Source organism: Hymenobacter sp. FMD4 (genome assembly GCF_058932745.1).
In genome coordinates this window covers 1-18,533 of sequence record NZ_JBZYWH010000001.1, presented here as the reverse complement: position 1 = coordinate 18,533, position 18,533 = coordinate 1, and the positions used below count along the sequence as shown (strand labels likewise).

The following is an 18,533-nucleotide window of genomic DNA, read 5'->3' as shown; positions in this document are numbered from 1 at the left end:
GACTTCCGGGCAGGATACCTTCTCGAATAAGTAGCTTGGCTCTGATATTTTGCTGCTTGTTCAAGAAGCCAGAGAATAGAACTTTCAACTCAAGCGGGTCATGAAAAAACTACTCCTTATCTGCGGGGTCCTGATGCTGAGCAAAGCCCAGGCACAGTCGGTTGCAAAGCCTGCCACCAGCACCTCGACTGTGGCCGAAACACCCGTGCAGCTGGTGCAGCGGCAACTAGATGCTTACAATGCCCGCGACGTAGCCAAGTTTGCGGCGACGTACGCCGAGAACGTGGAACTGCTGCAATTTCCGGCTACCGTGCAGCTTACTGGTCGGGATAAGTTGGCAGTCAGTTACGCGCAGTTCTTCGCTTCTGCCCCCAAGCTTCATTGTGAAATTGTGCACCGCTCCGTGTTCGGTAACCGCATCATCGACCACGAGCGCGTAACCGGCTTGCCCGACGGCAAGGTGCTGGAGGCCATGGCCGTTTACGAAGTCGAAAACGGGCTTATCCGGCGGGTAACCTTTATCCGGTAAGCCGCAGTAGGCTGGTTGGCAGCTGCTTTTATCTACTGAGCGCAAAAGCAGGGGTAGGCAATGGGCTCACTACGTACACAAGGGCAGATGGTGAAAACGGCTGGCTCTCAATCAGTCGTCTGACTTTTGCCGCCTTTGTCTTCCACCTTGCTAGTCTGGTACCGGAATCAGTTTCGCTAGCACGTTTGGTTTGCAAACTGGTCAATATCTCTGCCACTGGCCCTGCGTATGGATTATGGCAGCTGCGTAGCGGCACCGGCTGGCAGAAAGGATGTTTCACCGCGTAAAGCAACTGACGAATGGCAACCAAGGTCAAGCTCAAACCCCTCAAGCAACAAACCCTCGTCATCACGGGCGCCAGTAGCGGCATCGGGCTGGTAACGGCCCAAATTGCGGCCGCTAAAGGTGCCCAGCTGGTGCTGGCTGCTCGCAACGAAGCTCAGCTGCACCAGATCGAGCAGCAACTGCGCAGCCAGGGCGCCCGCGTGGTGGCCGTGGCCGCCGACGTAGCCAACCAGGACGACATCGAACGCATCGCCGAAACTGCCTTTGCGCATTTTGGCGGATTCGATACGTGGGTAAACGATGCGGGCGTATCCATCTGGGGGCGCCTGGAAGAGGGAACCGACGAAGACCACCGGCGCCTGTTCGATGTGAATTATTGGGGCATGGTGTACGGCTCGCTCACCGCCGTGCGCCACCTCAAAAACCGCGGCGGTGCCCTGATCAACGTGGGTAGCGTGGCTTCCGACGTGGCCCTTCCGCTGCAGGGCATGTACAGCGCCAGCAAGCACGCCCTCAAAGGATTTACCGATGCCCTGCGCATGGAGCTGGAAGAGGAAGGAGCGCCTATATCGGTCACGCTCATCAAGCCGGCGGCCATCAACACTCCCTTTCCGCAGCACGCCCGCAATTACATGGACAAAGAGCCCAAACTGCCCCCGCCCGTGTACGAGCCCGAGGAAGTAGCCAAAGCCATTCTGCACGCTGCCACGCACCCCGAGCGTGATGTTTATATCGGAGGGGGTGGCAAGATGATGAGCTCCTTCAACAAGCATGCCCCGCGCATGATGGATAAGATCAGCGAAAACATCATGGTGAAGGAGCAGAAGCGCGACGAGCGGCCGCGTAATCCCCAAGGCTCCTTGCACCAGCCTGGCCGCGATGGGCAGGTGCACGGCGACCATCCCGGCTACGTCATGAAAACCAGCCTGTACACCCGGGCCAACCGCTCCCCGATGCTGACGGCTACGCTCATGGCCGCCGCCACCGCTGCTGCTACCTGGTGGCTCACCGGCAAGCGCAAGCCCAACACCACGCAGCCCCGGGCCGGCGCCTCCATCGCCAATCTGCAGGGCGAGCGGGGTGTGGTGCACATCCACGACCACGGCGTGACCGAGCGCTACCAGGAGCCCGTGTCGCTGCCGCCACCCACGCCGCTTACCCCCGACGTGACTCCTTAGTCTAAAGTTTAAGCGCCCGCGCCTTTCTTCCCGAACGGCGCGGGCGCTTGCTTTAAGGGCCTGCTCTCCGATGGCAATACTATGTAGCAGGTGGCCCGCCGAACCGGGCAAAGCGGTGCGTAAATGCCAGGCTACGTGCTAGCACGGATTTGCGAGGCCGGATGCGGTGCCGGCTCCGAAGTAAGATACCTTTGACGTCAACTCTGGGTTTTCTTACTTCTACCACATGCGTATTTCTACTTCATTACGAGCTGTATTACCAGCTTTGGGTCTGGCAGCTACATTGGGCCTGAGTGCCTCACCAGTTCAGGCACAGGTGGCACCTCCTGCCTGGTCATCGGTACTGCGACTGAGCAATGCTACCCCGTCCAACTCGTCGAGCATCACGCAAAAAGTAGTGATGGCGGCCGATGGCAGCCAGGTTGTTTACGGTCGGTTCGAAGGCAGCATTCAAATCGGCGGAACCACCATCACGGAAGGACCGAGCGACGTCAATCTTTACCTAGCCAAACTGAACCCCAATGGCTCCTTGGCCTGGGTGCGACATGTGGAAATAAGCGAAGACGAGTTCGATGCTGCACTGGCTGTAGATGCCACTGGCAACGTGTATTTCGCCGGTTATTTCAGCGGCGGCCTCACCATGGGCTCCGTAACGCTCACGACCTCAGCATTTGACGAAGATGCCTTCATCCTGAAGCTTGACCCGCAAGGCCAGCTCCTGTGGTCGAAAATGGGCCAAGTAACGGGTGGTAGTGCTTACCTGACCGGAATAGCTACTGACGGCGCTGGCAACGTGTACGTAGCGGGCGACTTCAATGGAATGCTCAGCTTTGGTAGTGCAAGCAATCAGCTGACGGCCTCCAGCAACGACATTTTTCTGTGCAAGCTCTCGTCGGCGGGCACCCCTATCTGGGCAAGGCGGGCGGGTGGCCCTGCAAGCGACTACTGCAATGCCTTGACAGCCGATGCCGCCGGCAACACCTACCTGACTGGTAACATCAGCGAGTCCTCCCAGTTTGGCACCATCGCCCTGAATACCACCACTACCGATCAGGACCTGTTCGTGGCCAAATACGATCCGCAGGGCAGCGCGCTGTGGGCCCAACGGGCCGGCGGCACCAACCCTGATGGTGGCCAATCCATAGCCGTGGACGCATCTGGCAGTGTAGTAGTAGCCGGTTTCGCCGATGAGGTACAAGTCGGCTCGTTTTCTTACGAAAGCGCCGGTTTCCTGGCCCGTTACAATGCCCAAGGCACGCCGCTTTGGTCGCGGCGAATTGCTGGCAGCGTAGGCAATGAGTACAACATCCCTGGCGTGGCCTACGATGGCCGGGGCGGCATCTACATAGTGAGCTTTTGGGAAGGTACGCTCACGCTGGGCGCTACCACGCTCACGGCCAACCAGGAACGTCCTTACGTGGCCCGCTTCGATGGGCAGGGCAACGCACTGTGGGCCACCAGCCCCACTTTTGCCGCCAGCTCCGATGAAGGCATTTTCCTCGACGTGACCACCGATGCTGCAGGCAATGCTTACTTGGCCGGAGCAGTGATGGGCGACGTGACTTTTGGCTCGGTCACTAGCCCCAATACTGGCGTCAACGGCATCGTGGCCAAGTTGACTGCGGGTGGCACCGTTACCGGTGCCCGCGCCAAAGCAGCCGATTTTGCCCTGAGCGCTTATCCTAATCCGGCTTCCGGCCGCACCACGCTGGTGCTGCCTTCCGGCGGTGGGCAGCTGACAATAACCGACGCGCTGGGCCGGGTGGTACGGGAACAAGCCTTGCCTAATACCACACTTGGCCAGTATGAAGTGTCGCTGGCGGGGCTAACCCCGGGCGTGTACCAGCTACGGGCTACGCTCGGCAATGGGCAGATAGCCACCACGCGTCTGTCGGTGCGCTAGGCACCAACGCCGATTTTAAACCAAAAAAGCCGGGCTGTTTGCCTGGCTTTTTTGGTTTAAAATCGATTCTGCCGACGACCGAAACGGGATAAGGAAAATCGGGTACTACCCGATGCTGGCCGTATTTACCTGCGTAGCCTCCAGCACCGGCAGCGGCAGCTGCGTCCGGAGTAGCAGCGCCGCCAACTGCCCCGGCAGGTCCGTGATAGTAAGGGGCTGCGTGGGGCGAGCCACCAAGTGATATTGCGTGTCCCGATGCTCGTTGAGTCGGGTTTTGTCGAAGGCAAACAACCCCCGGCGGGCATAGCGCACAAAGCCCTCGGCGCTGCGCCCACTGCGCCCGGCGTTGGGTTCCACTTGTACCAGCGCCGCCGAGGGTGTTTCGGGCAGCGTCAGGAAGTACTGGTGCAGCTGTAGCAGCGCTTCCTCCGATGCGGCTACCGACTCAGGCAACACGCCGCCCCCGGAGGAAAAATAGACGACGTGCCCGTCGCTATCCACGGCAAACCAGTCGATGTCGGAGTCTTCCTGTTCAGTTTCGTCGATGCGCATGAAGCAAAGGGTCGTTTGGTAGAAGCTACTTCAAAGCTATTCGGTTCTGGGCGGATGTAGTTGGGCTGCCGGCCTTCAAGGAAAACCATGTGGGTTTGTCGATGAAGGGGAAGTTTGGCATGTCTCCACGCTCAGACCCGCGTTCCACGAAACCACGCATGCTGTTCAGTCGGTTTCTTGCTCTTTCTTCTTATTTCTACTTAACCTCTTATGCGGCGGTTCCAGTTAAGGGCCATGCCCACCTGCCCAATGCCGCCGCGGTTGCTATAGCAGCAGCAGAGTAAAGCCACTTCGTAGGCTGCTTATTTATCTATCCGTCAGCTGAAATGCTTTGCGCAGCACAAGGGCAGCTATGCTTGCTGCCACGAGTGCCTCGCCTGCCAGCACCAAGTTGCGCGAAAGTGGAACCGTACCCCCAAAGATGTTAATCATCAGTATTAATAACTGGTGCCCAGCCATCATAATTGGCAACAGGCCGAGAAGCAAGAGCAAGTAGCCATAAAAACAGCGCGGCAGTCGAAAGGCAGCAGTCATGTATGTTTTGGGTTAGGCTTGACGGAATGGAAAAGTAAACATAAATGGGACGCGTTTGCATCTCAGCAAAGTCTAGGCTCAGACCACTCGCCTTGCGCTGTAGGTGATGGGAGAGGCAGCAGGGTAGGAACCCAACCAGCCCTTTTTAGCGGCCCAGTGGTGTTTCCTGTTGTGTTGCCAACCGCGCATTGTTCCGTCTAGCGAGAGCTACAACCTTCTGCTGGACAGAACGACTTAGAAAGCAGAAAGAGGCTAAATTATTGGGGCAGGCATGATGGCAAGGCCGCTTTGTGGCGAATCAGTACCCTTCAAATCCAGGCTTGATTGCAGACTCCGGCTACTTAGGGCACATGAAAATGCTATTGTCTGCCACCTCGACGGGTAATAGGTTTAGCTCCTGTAACTGCGCCACCACAAGTACAAAAGCTGATCGAGGGCGAGAAAAAACTTATCCATTGCTGCTATGAGTACAACAGCCCAAGCGTCCCTTGTACCTACGAAGCCCGCCAACGCACTCATTACCATTATTCGTTTGTTCACCGGGTTACTGCTGCTTGGTACGGGGCTCAGCGGCTTGAGTGTGGTCCTGGGCCTTAAGTCGCTGGTCTCGGTGGTGCCCGTCGATTTTATGCACCTGATGATAGACTCTGGCTTCCTGGCCCCGGCCAAAATCATCGAAACGGTAGCTGGTCTGCTATTGCTCTTCAACCGTTATCCGAGGCTGGCAGTGGTACTCGAGGCGCCCGTTGCCTTCAACGTCTTCCTGTTTCACCTCTGCTTCGACCGCGCCAATCTGTGGATGGGCGTTGTAATGCTGGGCCTCGTGGCAGTAGTAGCCTGGCCGCACCGGCGGTTCTTTGGGACATGGTCACGGCAATTACTTGCACGCTAGCCCTGGCTTTTTCGATAAAGAACTGGCCCGTGCGGCTGCTCAAGCAACCGGAAAGTGGGGAGAAAAGAAGCGGACCGGTGCGTAAAATAGGGGTGGGGAGGTGCATAGAGCTAGCAGGCGTGCTGTTTCGGCTTCGCTCGACAGGACGTTCAGGAAAAGCACCCGAAAAACCCCAAGGCCTCGGTCGATGCGCAGCCGGCACGAAAGGCCCGGGCCCTGTATAGAGCATTCTGCTGGTGAAGGTTTCGTGGGAGAGGTGTGCAAGCGGTTATCTACCCGTTGCCGCAGCCGTTTTCAGTTCGATAGCCGCCAGGCCACTTACAAGAATCAGCTCACTGATGAAGTAGAGTAGGCCCATCATAGTAAGCTGTTGGCGCCAATAAAACAGCAACCCCATGGTGAGGCCGCAGTACGCCAGGTTTAGCCCGGCAATTACCCGCATAAAAACCCTCCAGTTGGCAGGGGTGAACAAGGCACAAGCAAGCGAATAGATAAAAAACAGGAACGCTACGAAGGACAGAAAGTACAGCGGCTTTCGAGGCATTCCGAAAATGTGGTCAAACTGCACGAGGACGACGCCTAACAGCAAAGCCGACAGCAAGCCACCCAAGCCATCTAGCAAGAAGAGCTTTTTTGGTGTGAAGGAAGGCTGCATTTGCTGAAACAGCATGGATTGGTTGGCTAAGGTATGGGAAGTAACGCCCCGCGCCGCCATGGCTACTTGAGCGACCAGAGTGGTATAAGGGAAAATGGGCTTGGAGCTATGCGCTCTGGTTACATAGGATAACCCAGCCTTTGCAAGTAAGTGTTGCGGCGTTCCGTGGCTTGTTTGCCAAAGCGCGGGTCAAACCAGATAAAGTGACCAGCGTTGGGCAAGGTCTCTAGGTCGATGCGGTTGCCAGCGGCAGTGGCAGCTTGGCAGAAGGCCTCAGCGGTGGCAAAAGGCACGTTGCCGTCGTGGGTGCCGTGCAGCAGCAGCATGGGCGGCAAGCCGGGACGGATCAGGTGCACGGGCGAGATGCTGCGGATCTGCGCTTTATCAGCCAAATCTTTACTGATCCAGGCGTTGCCTGGGGTAGTGAGGTCGTACACGCCGGCATTGGCCACTATTGCGTTGGGGCGTGGGCTCCAGCGCAGGTCATCTGTGGATTCGTCGTGACCGGTGGCGAGGGCGGTAGCCACGGCCAGGTGCCCGCCTGCCGAGTTGCCCGTGGCCACAATGCGTGCTGTGTCAAGGCCCAGCTCTGCGGCGTGTTGGCGCAGCCAGCGCATAGCCGAGCGAGCATCGCGCACGGCGGCAAAGGGGAGGGTGTTATGCCGGTCCATTGTACGGTATTCCACGGCGCAAGCCACCCAGCCACGCTTGGCAAAGTCTTCGCAGGCTCCGAAAAACCAGTCCGGCTTGCCTTCCGACCAGCTGCCGCCGTGGAAGAACACGATGGCCGGCCGCGACTGCCTGGTGCCGGCCGGCGCCGCCCCAAAGAGGTGCAGATCCAGCGCCTGCGTCCCCACGGTCTTGTAGGTGCGCGTCAGGTGCCCGCGCCGGCCGGCCAGTTCTTGCTCGTACAGCCTATTGATCTTGCCCCGGTAGGCCGTGTCCTGACAGCTGGCGTTGAAGCTGCTGACCAAGTCAGCCGTGTTCTTCACGCCGTGGTTGTCGAGGTGGGCGTACAGGTATTCCTGTTGCCAGTACTCGCGGCACTGTTGGTTGCGGACGAGCCGCGGCAGCAACTGCCAAGTAGCTTGCAGCCACTGATTGTCGTGGTGGGCATAGGCAGGCTTGCGCAGCTCCTGCTTCACCTGCAGCCGCAGGTAAGCCCGGAAGTACTGTTTGAAGTCGTCGTTGGTGAGCAGCTCCGGCTTGTCAAAGTCGGCCAGGTTGCGGCGCAGGCGCCGCGTGACGGCCGCCGGCAAAGGTGCCATCTGGCCGGTGTGAGTGTGGTGGGCGTCGGGGTAATCCAGCAGCAGGCGGTCGAAGTAATAGCGGGTTTCGGTGCGCTGTTCCTCTACAAACCGGGCATCCAACCGCGATGCATGCCGGTTGAGCAAGGCATCAAACACTTGCCGGGCCGAATCCATCCGGGCCACGAAGGCCTCGGGCGCCAAAGCATGCAGCTGGCTATACCGGGGATAGAAATACGCCCCGAAAATCTTGCCTGTGCTTTTCTGCTCCGCTAGGTATTGTTGCTTGGGACCGTTCGCTTCCGCAGCCGATTGGGCCCGTGCTCCGCTCACTACCAATCCTAGCCAAAGAATTACCGCCCATTTGCTCATAGCCGAATGCGGATTGCTGACTGCCAAAATATATTTGGCGGCCAATATAAACGGCTTCGGTAGGAGTGGAGCTGGCTTGAACCCAACGCTGCCTGCGCAAGCGGGCTTTTCCTGTGGGGTAGGGCTGCTTAGGGACAGCCTACCACTACTTATGCGGCGGAAGAATTGGGAGAAACCAAGCTGGCTCGCAACGGCGGCGGGCCGGTCAGAAATTACCATCTGCGGGAAGGAGTTGCTTGGCCCAAAACAGCACAAGCTCGTGCCAGACTGTGCAACTAGCACTGATAAACGTACCGAAGGCCCCTCTACCACGCCTGATCAGGCTTGCGCTTTGCTTCGCCTGCACGTTCGTCAGATGAAGCAGCGCGGTCCTTTTGTGTTATTGTCCATAAGCCTTGGACGGCGGGGTGAGCCTCTTCCTGCTTGAAACGCCGCGCCTACACCAAATGCACCACCAACATTATGTCTTCAGATAAGCTGACCGACTGCTGGCCAGCCCGGGCCCGTCTGGTGTAGGCAGAGCCTTTTACGCCTGCAGTTGTTGCTTCTTCATTAACCACTTAATGGCAGAGTGCTTATTGGAGAAAATAGCAACCTCTATTTGAGAGCCAATCTTACCGCGCAATACGGCCTCGCCGGCTTGCTCTCCAAAAGAACCCGTTCGCGCCACGTGGGCCAGATACCGGATGCCGGCCGCGTGCGCCCGCGGCAGCCATTCTTCTTCCAGCCAAGCCACCGAATCGGCCCAAGGGCCCGAAAATCCAGTGTTGTCATTTAAGCGGTAAGCACAATGCGAAAGCTCGTGCAGCTCCAATCCAGCAACCACGGCGTTTTTCAAATCCTGCTGCGTGGCCGTGCCGTACCATTCGGCTTCTACAATGTTCAACAAGCTTTTGTACTCAATGCGGTAGAACACCCGGCCGAAGACATTCTTCACCTCCCGATACACTGGACTAGTCGCTGTAGGACTCATGTGATATTATAATTCTTTAATAAAAGTAACTGAAACTTTTGGAGTATGTTGACCAGCTGAGGCCAAACGAAGCCGAATAATTAGGGCAACAAGCTGGTTGGAAGTTCTGCTTTGTAACAAGGTGCAGTCGGCGGCCTGGTAAAAGTGCTGCCGACCGTTTCCATGGGGAGAAGCGCTGTAGAATGCGTTTGGCTGCGGGCTATTTCAGGCTTGCAAGGGCTTGGTCGATATCGGCCAGATAAACCTGATCCAGGCTTTCCGTGTACGGGTCGTGCCGGCCATATCCTTGCAAAAAGAGGCTTTTGGCCTGGGTTAGATGGCGCTGCGCCTGAGTGCGGTTTTGCCGGTGGAGGTGTACCAGTCCGAGGTAATAATAGGTGTCGGCTAAAGTTTTGTTTTGCTGCGTTTCGCGCTCCAAATCGCGCAATGCGCCTTCATAATCGCCCAGCCGCAGCTTGGTCACGCCCCGGTGCAGGTAGTCGTACAGCCCCACGCGTTGCAGCTTTTCGTTGGCGGCTATGCATTGATCGAAAAGGGCCAGGGCACCGCGGCTGTCGCCCAGTTCGCGTTGGCAGAGCGCCAGCACGATGCGCAGGTCGTAGTCGCCGTTGTTGCTGCCGCCGGGGTTGCCGCCGCTGAGGGACAGGAGCCGGGTAAGGTCGGCGCGGGCGCCGCGGTAGTCGCGCAGGAACGCGAAGCGGCACCAGCCGCGGTAACCCAGGTGTTGCGCGGGCTGCAGCCGCACGGCCTCATCGATGAGCTTCTTCCAGGTGCCAAAATCACCCCGCTTCAGGTACGGTACCGCCTTTTCGCGATAGGCGGGCGCAAACGTGGGGCAGATGGCCAGCACCTCGTCGAACCGTTGCTGCGAAGCGGCGCTGCCTTGCGGCATGGCCCGCCGCTGGTCTGACTCGTACAGCTCGCAGGCCCGGCGGCAGGGACTGCCCACCGGGTACAGGTTGCAGTTGACGTATTGGGCCCGGAGCCCCGGCCCGAGAGCCAGCAGGATTAAGGTGAGGAATAGGTTCCTCATGGCATCACGTCGACTACTTGCCCATCGGTAATCTTGAACAACAGATAGTAGTAGCTGTCCGGCACTTCCCCCTGAATCATGCCCGGGCGGGTGACGGTGCCCGGCTTCCACCCGCGCAGGGATTGGGTGCGGCTCAGCAGGGCCTGGACCAGGGGCGCCGCAAACTGCGTCGGCTGGTAGGCGGTATCGATTTGCATGACCCGGAACCGGCCCGTCTCGCCGCGGCAGTTGATGAGAAACCGAATGGTGACGTAGCCGTGGTGCGCAGCCGCGCTGTGGGGCAGCTCCGCGCCCTGCAGGAAAAAGCGCCGCAACGCCTGCGTGCCGCCGGTGTAGGTTGTGCCCGTGTGGTAATACTGCACTCCCTCCCGCAAGTCGCACGGCTTGAAGCCGGGGTGGTCCATAGCCGGGTCGTAGGTTATGTCCCCACGTTGCCCTGTGGCGCCTTCGGGCTGGCTGATTGGGCGGCGGGTAGTACAAGTTTGCCAGACGAGGACTGCCAGTAAAGCAGCCCGATGAGTGCTGAGGCGAGCAGCCCAACTCCTAAAAACAGATACCGTTTTGTCATCAATCGATAGAACAGTCCAGCGAAAGGCCGGGGCCGAACACCGCCAAAAAAGCTGGCCGCTGGGAGGGAGGCGTTTCAATACATAACTGCTGTGCCAAGTGCATTATTGCAAGACAAGTGGCCGTCGCGCCTGCCCAGGCTGAAGCTGGCGCTTGATGCCCGTACCTGCCAGCCGATAGCCTCGTAAAAGCAACATGCAGCAGACTGGCCTGTTGTCAGGAGAAAGTTATGTGTGTGCCTAACAAGTAAATGGCGTTCAATTCGTTACTGAATTGTTTAGACGCTCCTGCCCAATAGTGCGTAGGGCTAATAAGACCCGTGGACAGCGCTTTTTTTTAGTGCAGCTGACCATCGGTTTCAAAATAACTGGGGCGGCGAGTGTTGTATCTCCTGCACACGGTCTGCTTGCCTGTTCACTTCACCGCTTTCTATGCCTGCAGTGTTCTACATCTCCGCTTCCACCAGTACCGCCATTGCAAGCTCACCCCAGCGGGGCCGCCCGGCCAGCGCTGGCGGTAGATGCTTTGCCCAGCGGATGCGTACGGCGGCCCGTTGGTGGCTGCTTTTGCTGCTTTGGGTGCTGCGCGGCGCGGCCACCGGAGTCCTTGCGCAAGGTACACCGCCCCCGGAGTGCAGCCAGGATGAGAAGTACATCAACAACTGGTACTTCGGCCACAAAGCGGGCCTGGACTTCAACCAGGCCACGGACTCCATTCCGCCCACGGTGCTGACCGACGGGCAGATGGTGGCGCCCGCCGGCTCGGCCGTGATGTCGGACGGTACGGGCAACCTGCTCTTCTACAGCAACGGTGACACCGTCTGGAGCCGCAATCACAGTATCATGCTCAACGGCACCGGAATGGGCGGCAACCGCCTCACCACCGACGGGCCCTTGGCCATTCGGCGGCCGGGGATAGTGGCGCCGGGCGCCCCCGTGCGCTATTTCATTTTTACCCAGGATGCCGCGGGCGGCCCCAAAGGCCTGAGCTATTCGGAAATCGTGATTCCCCCCGGCGGGCAGGGCGAGGTGGTGGCCGCTACCAAAAACACCTTGCTCACCCGCGGTACGGCCGAAAAGATGACGGGCGTGTTTCACAAGAACGGGTGCGACATCTGGATTATCGTGCACGGCTGGGGCAATGCTACCACCGGCACCGAAAACCGCGGCGACGCCTTCCTGGCTTACCGCGTGACGCCCGCTGGCGTGCAACCCGCGCCCATTATTTCGAGCGTGGGCTCCGTGCACTCACCGAGCGCCGCCGCCCAGGGCTACCGCGGCCAGATGAAAGTGACCCCCGACGGCGAGCAGTTGGCCGTGGCCCGCTTCAGCGAAACCCCCGGTGGTACCAGCAGCAGCGTCGAGCTATTTGACTTCGATGCCGAAACCGGCGTGGTAAGCAACCCCCGCATCATCGACAGCGGCGAAGGCGGCTACTACGGGGTGGAGTTTTCGCCCGGCCGCAGCCGGCTTTATGCCACCGTGCTCGATCCGCCCCAACTGCTGCAGTATGACCTGACAGCTACCAACATTCCGGCCAGCAAGCAGGCCATTCCGCTTGGCCGGAACGCTACCGCGCGGCTGGGCTCGATGCAGGCCGGCCCCGACGGGAAAATTTACGTAGCCCGCGAAAACCAGCCCACCCTGGGCTTCATTGCTTACCCCGATTCGCTGGGAGCTTCCGTGGGCTACGCTTCCGATAGCCTGCAGCTGGGCGGGCGACGCAGCGGCCTGGGCCTGCCCAACTTCAACCAAAGCTCCCTGCTCCGGGTTGGCATAGGAGCGCAGATCACCGCCTGCCGGCAAATCTCTTTCCAGTCCAGCTTTGCCGTCCAGACCCCCGATCTGGTGTATTCCTGGACTTTCGGCGACGGCACCACCTCGTCGCAGCAAAACCCGGTGCACACCTACGCGGCCCCCGGCGACTACACCGTTACGCTGCGCATCACCAATGACTGCTTTTGCCGCGAAACCCAGGGCATCATTCGGGTGCCCGACGTGCCTGTGCCCGGCAGCATCGGGGCCCCCCAAACGCTGTGCGCCGGCACGGCGCCGGCTTTGCTCACCAGTACCGCCGCCGCTTCCGGCGACCCCAGCCTGCCGCTGGTGTACCAGTGGGAATCTTCGACCGACAACGTCACCTTCACGGCCATTGGCGGGGCTACCGGCCCCACGTACCAGCCGGCGGCGGCGCTGCCTGCCGGCACTACGTACTTCCGCCGCCGCGCCCAGTTATTGCTGCCCGATCAGTCGGGTCCTTACTGCACGCCCACCTTTACCGCCTCGGTAGCCATTACGGTGCTGCCGGTGCTTAGCGCGGGCACCATTGCCGCCGACCAGACCGTGTGCGCGGGCGGCCCCGTGGCGCCCCTGACGAGCACGGCCTCCGCTGCGGGCGGCAGTGGCACCTTCGCCTACCAGTGGGAGTCTTCTACCGACAACACAACCTGGACGGCTATTGGGGGCGCTACGGCCGAAATCTACACGCCGGGCCCGCTCACCACTACTACTTCCTTCCGGCGTCGGGTAACCTCTGGGCCCTGCGCCGCGGTGTCCGGCCCGGTTATCATTACTGTAGTACCCGCCCTGGCGGCGGGCACCATCGCTGCCGACCAAACCGTGTGCGCCGGTGGCACACCGGCTCTCCTTACCAGTGCCACTCCCGCCGGGGGCGGTACGGGTACCATTGCCTATCAATGGGAATCGTCCGTTGACAACGCGACCTGGACGGCCATTGGCGGAGCTACGAGCGAAACCTTCGCGCCCGGCCCGCTCACGGCTACCACCTCCTTCCGCCGCCGTGCCAGCACCGGCGCCGCTTGCGCGCCGGCCTTGTCCAATGTGGTTACCATCACGGTGCTGCCGGTGCTCACGGCCGGTATCATCGCCGCCGACCAAACGATCTGCCCGGGCGCTACGCCGGCCCCGTTTACTAGCGCCGCCCCCGCCACCGGCGGCACCGGCAGCTTCGCCTACCAGTGGGAATCGTCGCCGAACAACGCGGCCTGGACGGATATACCAGGCGCTACGACCGAAACCTTCGCGCCGGGTCCGCTCACAAGTACTACCTTCTTCCGGCGCCGGGTAACGTCCGGCGCCTGCGGACCGGAGTTTTCATCCTCCGTCACCATCACGGTACTGCCCGCCCTGACGGCTGGTGCCATTGCCGCCGACCAGACCATCTGCGCGGGCAGCACACCCGCCCCGCTCACCAGCACGGCGGCGCCCACCGGCGGCACCGGCACGTTTGCCTACCAGTGGGAATCCTCGCCTGACAATATCACCTGGGCAGCCATTGGCGGGGCTACGAGTCCCACTCTCGCGCCCGGCCCGCTCACGGCCACCACGTTCTTCCGCCGCCGGGTGACGTCGGGTGACTGCGTACCGCAGTTTTCGCCCCCGGTCACTATCACGGTGCTGCCGGCCCCTACGGCGGGAACCATCGCTGCAGATCAAACGCTGTGCTCGGGCGCTACGCCCGCCCTGCTGACCAGCACAGCCCCCGCCACGGGTGGGAACGGTACGGTTGCCTACCAGTGGGAATCGTCGCCTGACAACACCAACTGGAGCGCCATCGGCGGGGCTACCGGCCTCACCTTCGCACCCGGTTCGCTCACGAGCACTACTTTCTTCCGCCGCCTGGCCATTGTCGGGGCTTGCGCGCCGGTGGTGTCCAACGTCGTCACGATTACGGTGCTGCCTCCTCTGACGGCTGGCACCATAGCCGCGGATCAGACCATTTGCGCGGGCAGCACACCCGCCCCGCTCACCAGCACGGCGCCCACCGGCGGCACCAGCAGCTTCTCTTACCAGTGGGAATCGTCGCCGAACAACGCGGCTTGGACGGATATACCAGGCGCTACTGGACCCACGTTTGCGCCCGGCGCACTTCCTAGCACTACTTACTTCCGTCGCCGCGTATCGGCCGGTGCTTGCGGGCCGGAGTACTCAAACTCCGTCGTCATCAACGTGCTGCCGCCGCTGACTGCGGGCAGCATCGCGGCCGATCAGGAAATCTGTCCCGGCGTGTTGCCGGCCCCGCTTACCAGCGCGGCGGCCCCGGGTGGCGGCACCGGCGCCTTTGTGTACCAGTGGGAATCTTCGCCTGACAACAGCAGCTGGGCTGCCATCGGCGGGGCCACCGGGCCCAGCTACGCGCCGGGTGCCCTCACGGCCACCACGTACTTCCGGCGCCGGGTAAGCTCCGACACGGGTATTTGCTCCGCAGCGGTATCCAACGTGGTGACGGTGCGCGTACTGCCCGCCGTAACGCCCACCGTGAGCGTGGCACCCCCACCCGTGCAGTGCCCCGGCACGGCGCTAACCTTCACGGCCGTGGCCACCAACGCCGGGGCTGCGCCTACTTTCAACTGGTTTGTGAATAACGTGGCTGTGACTTCTGGCCCCACCTTCACCAGCAGCACGGTGGTTACCGGCGACCAGGTGCGCGTGGAGCTAACGCCCACAGCCGGGCTGTGCAGCACCGGGCCGGCTGTTGCCACCGTTACCGTCACGCGTACTCCCACGCCGGCGCCTGCGCTCAGCATTGCCGTGCAGCCCGGCGAGCCAGTGTGCCTGGGCGCCCCGCTCACCTTCAGCATTGCAAGCGTGACGGAACCCGGCCCGGCCCCCCAGTACCAGTGGCAGGTAAATGGCGCTGATGTACCCGGGGCTACGGGGCCGGTATTCACCAGCACCACGCTGCGTGCCGGCCAGACCGTGACGCTGCGCCTCATCACCGTGAACAGCTGCGACCAGGCAGTTACGGCCGTTTCCAACGCGGTGCCCGTACGCATTCAGCCGCCCGTCGACGTGGACGCCGGCCCCGATAAAGAAATTCTGGCGGGCACCTCGGTGCGGCTGGATGGCCGGGCCGATGGCAACTACCGCGTGCGGTGGACGCCGGCCGCCGGGCTCACCTTCGTGGGTGGTGATTCGCTGCGGCCCATGGCTTCGCCCACCGTCACTACCATCTACACCCTCTCGGCCGGGGCTGGCGGCTGCGCCGACTCCGATGAGGTAAGGGTAACTGTGCGCCCACCCATTCGCATTCCCAACGCCTTCACGCCCAACGGCGACGGCCGCGACGATACCTGGCAGATCGAGTTCATCGAGCAGTTCCCCGACAACACCGTGACCGTTTTCAACCGCTGGGGCAATAAGGTATTTTCAATCAACAACTACAGCCGGTCCAACGAGTGGCGCGGCGACATCAACGGCCAGCCGGCTCCGGTGGGCACTTACTACTACGTCATCGTCACGAAAGGCCCGCTTGGCAGGTCCTACAGCGGTTCGATTACCATTCTGTACTAACCGAAGGTGCTACTGCGCCGGTCCACTACGGGCCGGCGCAGCCTGGCCCGACCTCCTTCTTCTTCGCGTGACCCAGGCCTTTCTTAATATGAAAACACTTATAACCCTCGTGCTGCTTCCGGTGCTGCTGGCCAGCGTGCCCGCCTGGGCGCAGCAGCAGCCCCAGTACAGCCAGTACATGAACAATAACTACATCCTCAATCCTGGCGCAACGGGGGTGGAAGATTACATCGATGTCAAGCTGAGCTACCGCACCCAGTGGACGGGCTTGCAAGGCGCCCCCAAAACCTACTACGCCACGGCCAGCTCCTCGCTGGGCAGGTGGCGCACCACCAACAAGCGTACCCTGCGCGACCTGCGCCGGCCGTTTCACGCCATAGGGGGCATGGTGTACAAGGACGAAACCGGCCCCACCAGCCGCAGCGGGGCCTACGTTTCGTATGCTTACAACCTGGTACTGCGCCCCAACCTGCGGGCCGCCCTCGGCGCCTCGGTAGGCCTGCAGCAGTTTGCGGTAGACGGCACCAAGCTGCAATTCTTCGACCCTACCACCGTGGCGGCCAGCGAAGCCGCGCGGGTGGTCGATGGCTCCATTGGCCTGTGGGTGTACAGCTCCGATTTTTACGTGGGGCTGTCCAGCGCGCAGCTGCTGGCCAATCGGCTGGACTTCGCTTACGGCTCAAACTCGCTGGGCGCGGGCGCGGGCAACCGGCTGGAGCGGCACTACTTCGCCACGGGCGGGGTACGGGTACCGCTCGGCACCGATTGGTCATTGGTGCCCTCGGTGCTGGTGAAAGCCATGAACCCAGCCCCGCTTTCCGTCGACCTCAATGCTAAACTCAAGTATCAGGACCTGCTGTGGGCCGGCGTCTCCTGGCGCGCCACCGATGCGGTGGTGGCACTGGTGGGCCTGAACTACGAGCAGTTCACGGTAGGGTATTCTTACGATGCCGGCTTGTCTGAGCTGGCCGGCTACCACGGCGGTAGCCATGAAGTGCTGGTGGGGCTGCGAATCAAAAAGAAGCGACAGGTGGTGTGTACCAACAGGTTCTGGTAAGGCCTGTCGCGTGGTGGGCTGTACTATGATGCTATGCCCGAAAAGGTGGCTAGCCGTGCTTTTGGAGCACGTATAGGCACAGCTGCTTGCGCAGCACGAAGCCCAGCTTCCGGTACAGGCCGTAGGCGCTGGTGTTGTCTTCGTACACGTGTAAAAACGGAGTGCGGCCGGCCGCCAGAAGCAGCCCCAGCTGATGACGCACCAGTTCGTTGGCGTACCCTTGGCCTAGGTGGGCGGGGTGAGTGCACACGGCGCTGATTTCGGTGTAGGGCGAAGGCTGCAGCCGTTGGCCGGTCATGGCCACCAGTTGCCCGCCCTGGAAAATGCCGTAATAGCTGCCAAAGGCAATGGTGCGCGGCAAGAACGGCCCCGGATTGGTTAGGGCCGTGAGGGTCAGCATGGCGGGCACATCCAACTCCTGCAACGCCACTATACGGCTGCCAGCCACGGCCGGAGCCTCGCCAGCGGGTACACCAGCTGCTGTAGCTCCTTGTGCAGCGTCACCTGCCATTCGGCCGGGATGTCTATGGATTCCGCGGTGAACAGCACCACCGTGGCCGCGGGCGGCGTCAGTGCGTGCAGGCGGGCAAAGGCCCGCGGGGAGTAGTCGGCCAGTCCCGCTAAGGCACCCACGTCGCGCGGAAACACCCGCGCCAGCTCGTCGCCGATGGCCAAGGACTGGTTGCCGGTCAGCAAAGCGTTCCAGATCGGGTTAGCTAATGGGTGCTCCATAGAGGCTGGAAAGCGGATAAAAGCAGGGACAATAGTAAGAAATGGTTCGTAGGGGAAGCAGGAGGGAGTACACAAAGCCGGCCCGCTGGGGTGGCGAGCCGGACGCGGCGCAGCCCCGCCCGAATTGCACGCACGAGCTATAAGCTCGAGCTTGATGAGGGAAGACCTTCTAACCTACAAGGCCATCAAATCAGGTCTAGGACGTTACTTAAATTACTTTTGGAACAGTATGTGGAAATAGCCAGCCAATAACCTATGAAAACACGACTTCTGCTCCTTGTAACATCATGTGCTATAATTACTGTTCTGTGGTGGGTCTTCATGCCTACCACAGAACTTATTTATTATCACGAAAGAACTTGCAATAAAGATGTAACAGTTTTGATTTACTCAGGGTTTACAAATAGAGAGGTTTTATTTATCCCTGGAAAATACGCTTTAAATAGAATGCCGGAAAATAATTATATTCGGATTCCGAAACTTCAAGGATTTGATGATTATTTCAAAGGAATCATAACCTGTGAGGAAGATAAAATCATTGTCAATCATCACGACAGTTACTTTTCAATAGAAAAATCAAATAATATCAGCAGTAGAATGCTATACATTGAAGACTATTTAAAATTACAGAATTCAAACAAAGGAACATTGATAGAAATACATTAATATATAACGTTTTCATAACTAACGTACACCTTCTCTAAAAGCGTCT

At 60.2% G+C, this 18,533-nt stretch carries 16 protein-coding genes; 7 read left to right on the top strand and 9 right to left on the bottom strand.

Annotated elements, in window-relative coordinates:
- Positions 1–100 precede the first annotated feature (100 nt).
- The 3 genes from AC5FXY_RS00080 (at position 101) to AC5FXY_RS00070 (ending at position 3,895) form a co-directional block, all read left to right on the top strand.
- Positions 101–529, top strand: coding sequence for a nuclear transport factor 2 family protein (locus AC5FXY_RS00080; RefSeq protein WP_493554589.1), 429 nt, complete (start codon positions 101–103; stop codon positions 527–529).
- Positions 530–828: 299 nt separating this feature from the next.
- Positions 829–1,992 (top strand): SDR family oxidoreductase, encoded by a 1,164-nt coding sequence (locus tag AC5FXY_RS00075; protein WP_493554588.1) that lies wholly within the window; start codon positions 829–831, stop codon positions 1,990–1,992.
- 226 nt (positions 1,993–2,218) lie between these two features.
- A complete protein-coding gene (locus tag AC5FXY_RS00070) occupies positions 2,219–3,895 on the top strand; it encodes an SBBP repeat-containing protein (protein ID WP_493554587.1) in 1,677 nt (558 codons plus the stop codon).
- Positions 3,896–4,000: 105 nt separating this feature from the next.
- Here AC5FXY_RS00070 and AC5FXY_RS00065 read toward each other — a convergent pair whose 3' ends face one another.
- Together AC5FXY_RS00065 and AC5FXY_RS00060 are read right to left on the bottom strand one after the other, a co-directional pair.
- Positions 4,001–4,447, bottom strand: a complete 447-nt coding sequence (locus AC5FXY_RS00065) for a hypothetical protein (RefSeq protein WP_493554586.1) — start codon at positions 4,445–4,447, stop codon at positions 4,001–4,003.
- Positions 4,448–4,753: 306 nt separating this feature from the next.
- Positions 4,754–4,981, bottom strand: a complete 228-nt coding sequence (locus tag AC5FXY_RS00060; protein WP_493554585.1) for a hypothetical protein — start codon at positions 4,979–4,981, stop codon at positions 4,754–4,756.
- A gap of 463 nt (positions 4,982–5,444) precedes the next feature.
- Here AC5FXY_RS00060 and AC5FXY_RS00055 point away from each other — a divergent pair, with 463 nt between their 5' ends.
- Positions 5,445–5,873 (top strand): hypothetical protein, encoded by a 429-nt coding sequence (locus AC5FXY_RS00055; RefSeq protein ID WP_493554584.1) that lies wholly within the window; start codon positions 5,445–5,447, stop codon positions 5,871–5,873.
- Positions 5,874–6,141: 268 nt separating this feature from the next.
- Here the strand turns inward: AC5FXY_RS00055 and AC5FXY_RS00050 are convergent, their stop codons facing one another.
- The 5 genes from AC5FXY_RS00050 to AC5FXY_RS00030 all read right to left on the bottom strand — a co-directional run bounded on the left by AC5FXY_RS00050 (position 6,142) and on the right by AC5FXY_RS00030 (position 10,557).
- On the bottom strand, positions 6,142–6,543 hold the full coding sequence (locus tag AC5FXY_RS00050; RefSeq protein ID WP_493554583.1) for a hypothetical protein: 402 nt from the start codon (positions 6,541–6,543) through the stop codon (positions 6,142–6,144).
- Between the two features lie 104 nt (positions 6,544–6,647).
- Positions 6,648–8,147 carry an alpha/beta hydrolase gene (locus tag AC5FXY_RS00045; RefSeq protein WP_493554582.1) on the bottom strand — a complete coding sequence of 500 codons (1,500 nt, stop codon included), beginning with the start codon at positions 8,145–8,147 and terminating at the stop codon, positions 6,648–6,650.
- A gap of 526 nt (positions 8,148–8,673) precedes the next feature.
- Entirely contained in the window at positions 8,674–9,120 is a 447-nt protein-coding gene (locus AC5FXY_RS00040; RefSeq protein WP_493554581.1) for a hypothetical protein, read from the bottom strand.
- A 199-nt stretch (positions 9,121–9,319) separates the two neighbouring features.
- The gene (locus tag AC5FXY_RS00035) at positions 9,320–10,153 is read right to left on the bottom strand and encodes a tetratricopeptide repeat protein (RefSeq protein ID WP_493554580.1); all 834 of its coding nucleotides are present in this window, start codon (positions 10,151–10,153) and stop codon (positions 9,320–9,322) included.
- A complete protein-coding gene (locus AC5FXY_RS00030) occupies positions 10,150–10,557 on the bottom strand; it encodes a hypothetical protein (RefSeq protein WP_493554579.1) in 408 nt (135 codons plus the stop codon). The genes AC5FXY_RS00035 and AC5FXY_RS00030 overlap by 4 nt, the downstream gene beginning before the upstream one ends.
- A 594-nt stretch (positions 10,558–11,151) precedes the next feature.
- On the opposite strand from AC5FXY_RS00030, the gene AC5FXY_RS00025 reads away from it, so the two are divergent.
- Together AC5FXY_RS00025 and AC5FXY_RS00020 are read left to right on the top strand one after the other, a co-directional pair.
- Positions 11,152–16,032, top strand: coding sequence for a DUF8696 domain-containing protein (locus AC5FXY_RS00025; RefSeq protein ID WP_493554578.1), 4,881 nt, complete (start codon positions 11,152–11,154; stop codon positions 16,030–16,032).
- Between the two features lie 88 nt (positions 16,033–16,120).
- Positions 16,121–17,089, top strand: coding sequence for a PorP/SprF family type IX secretion system membrane protein (locus AC5FXY_RS00020; protein ID WP_493554577.1), 969 nt, complete (start codon positions 16,121–16,123; stop codon positions 17,087–17,089).
- Positions 17,090–17,138: 49 nt separating this feature from the next.
- Here AC5FXY_RS00020 and AC5FXY_RS00015 read toward each other — a convergent pair whose 3' ends face one another.
- Both AC5FXY_RS00015 and AC5FXY_RS00010 read right to left on the bottom strand, forming a co-directional pair.
- Positions 17,139–17,537: a GNAT family N-acetyltransferase gene (locus AC5FXY_RS00015; protein ID WP_493554576.1), complete on the bottom strand. Its 399-nt coding sequence runs from the start codon at positions 17,535–17,537 to the stop codon at positions 17,139–17,141.
- Positions 17,519–17,821: a hypothetical protein gene (locus AC5FXY_RS00010; protein ID WP_493554575.1), complete on the bottom strand. Its 303-nt coding sequence runs from the start codon at positions 17,819–17,821 to the stop codon at positions 17,519–17,521. Before AC5FXY_RS00010 ends, AC5FXY_RS00015 begins: the two co-directional genes overlap by 19 nt.
- 321 nt (positions 17,822–18,142) lie before the next feature.
- Here AC5FXY_RS00010 and AC5FXY_RS00005 point away from each other — a divergent pair, with 321 nt between their 5' ends.
- Positions 18,143–18,487 carry a hypothetical protein gene (locus tag AC5FXY_RS00005; RefSeq protein WP_493554574.1) on the top strand — a complete coding sequence of 115 codons (345 nt, stop codon included), beginning with the start codon at positions 18,143–18,145 and terminating at the stop codon, positions 18,485–18,487.
- Positions 18,488–18,533: the final 46 nt, after the last annotated feature.

What these genes read in the sequence shown, in the direction of transcription:
- AC5FXY_RS00055 (WP_493554584.1), top strand. Translation starts at nt 5,445, where the DNA reads ATGAGTACAACAGCCCAAGCGTCCCTTGTACCTACGAAGCCCGCCAAC.
- AC5FXY_RS00035 (WP_493554580.1), bottom strand. Translation starts at nt 10,153, where the DNA reads ATGAGGAACCTATTCCTCACCTTAATCCTGCTGGCTCTCGGGCCGGGG.
- AC5FXY_RS00025 (WP_493554578.1), top strand. Translation starts at nt 11,152, where the DNA reads ATGCCTGCAGTGTTCTACATCTCCGCTTCCACCAGTACCGCCATTGCA.
- AC5FXY_RS00030 (WP_493554579.1), bottom strand. Translation starts at nt 10,557, where the DNA reads ATGGACCACCCCGGCTTCAAGCCGTGCGACTTGCGGGAGGGAGTGCAG.
- AC5FXY_RS00060 (WP_493554585.1), bottom strand. Translation starts at nt 4,981, where the DNA reads ATGACTGCTGCCTTTCGACTGCCGCGCTGTTTTTATGGCTACTTGCTC.
- AC5FXY_RS00075 (WP_493554588.1), top strand. Translation starts at nt 829, where the DNA reads ATGGCAACCAAGGTCAAGCTCAAACCCCTCAAGCAACAAACCCTCGTC.
- AC5FXY_RS00045 (WP_493554582.1), bottom strand. Translation starts at nt 8,147, where the DNA reads ATGAGCAAATGGGCGGTAATTCTTTGGCTAGGATTGGTAGTGAGCGGA.
- AC5FXY_RS00020 (WP_493554577.1), top strand. Translation starts at nt 16,121, where the DNA reads ATGAAAACACTTATAACCCTCGTGCTGCTTCCGGTGCTGCTGGCCAGC.
- AC5FXY_RS00005 (WP_493554574.1), top strand. Translation starts at nt 18,143, where the DNA reads ATGCCTACCACAGAACTTATTTATTATCACGAAAGAACTTGCAATAAA.
- AC5FXY_RS00010 (WP_493554575.1), bottom strand. Translation starts at nt 17,821, where the DNA reads ATGGAGCACCCATTAGCTAACCCGATCTGGAACGCTTTGCTGACCGGC.
- AC5FXY_RS00040 (WP_493554581.1), bottom strand. Translation starts at nt 9,120, where the DNA reads ATGAGTCCTACAGCGACTAGTCCAGTGTATCGGGAGGTGAAGAATGTC.
- AC5FXY_RS00080 (WP_493554589.1), top strand. Translation starts at nt 101, where the DNA reads ATGAAAAAACTACTCCTTATCTGCGGGGTCCTGATGCTGAGCAAAGCC.
- AC5FXY_RS00065 (WP_493554586.1), bottom strand. Translation starts at nt 4,447, where the DNA reads ATGCGCATCGACGAAACTGAACAGGAAGACTCCGACATCGACTGGTTT.
- AC5FXY_RS00050 (WP_493554583.1), bottom strand. Translation starts at nt 6,543, where the DNA reads ATGCTGTTTCAGCAAATGCAGCCTTCCTTCACACCAAAAAAGCTCTTC.
- AC5FXY_RS00070 (WP_493554587.1), top strand. Translation starts at nt 2,219, where the DNA reads ATGCGTATTTCTACTTCATTACGAGCTGTATTACCAGCTTTGGGTCTG.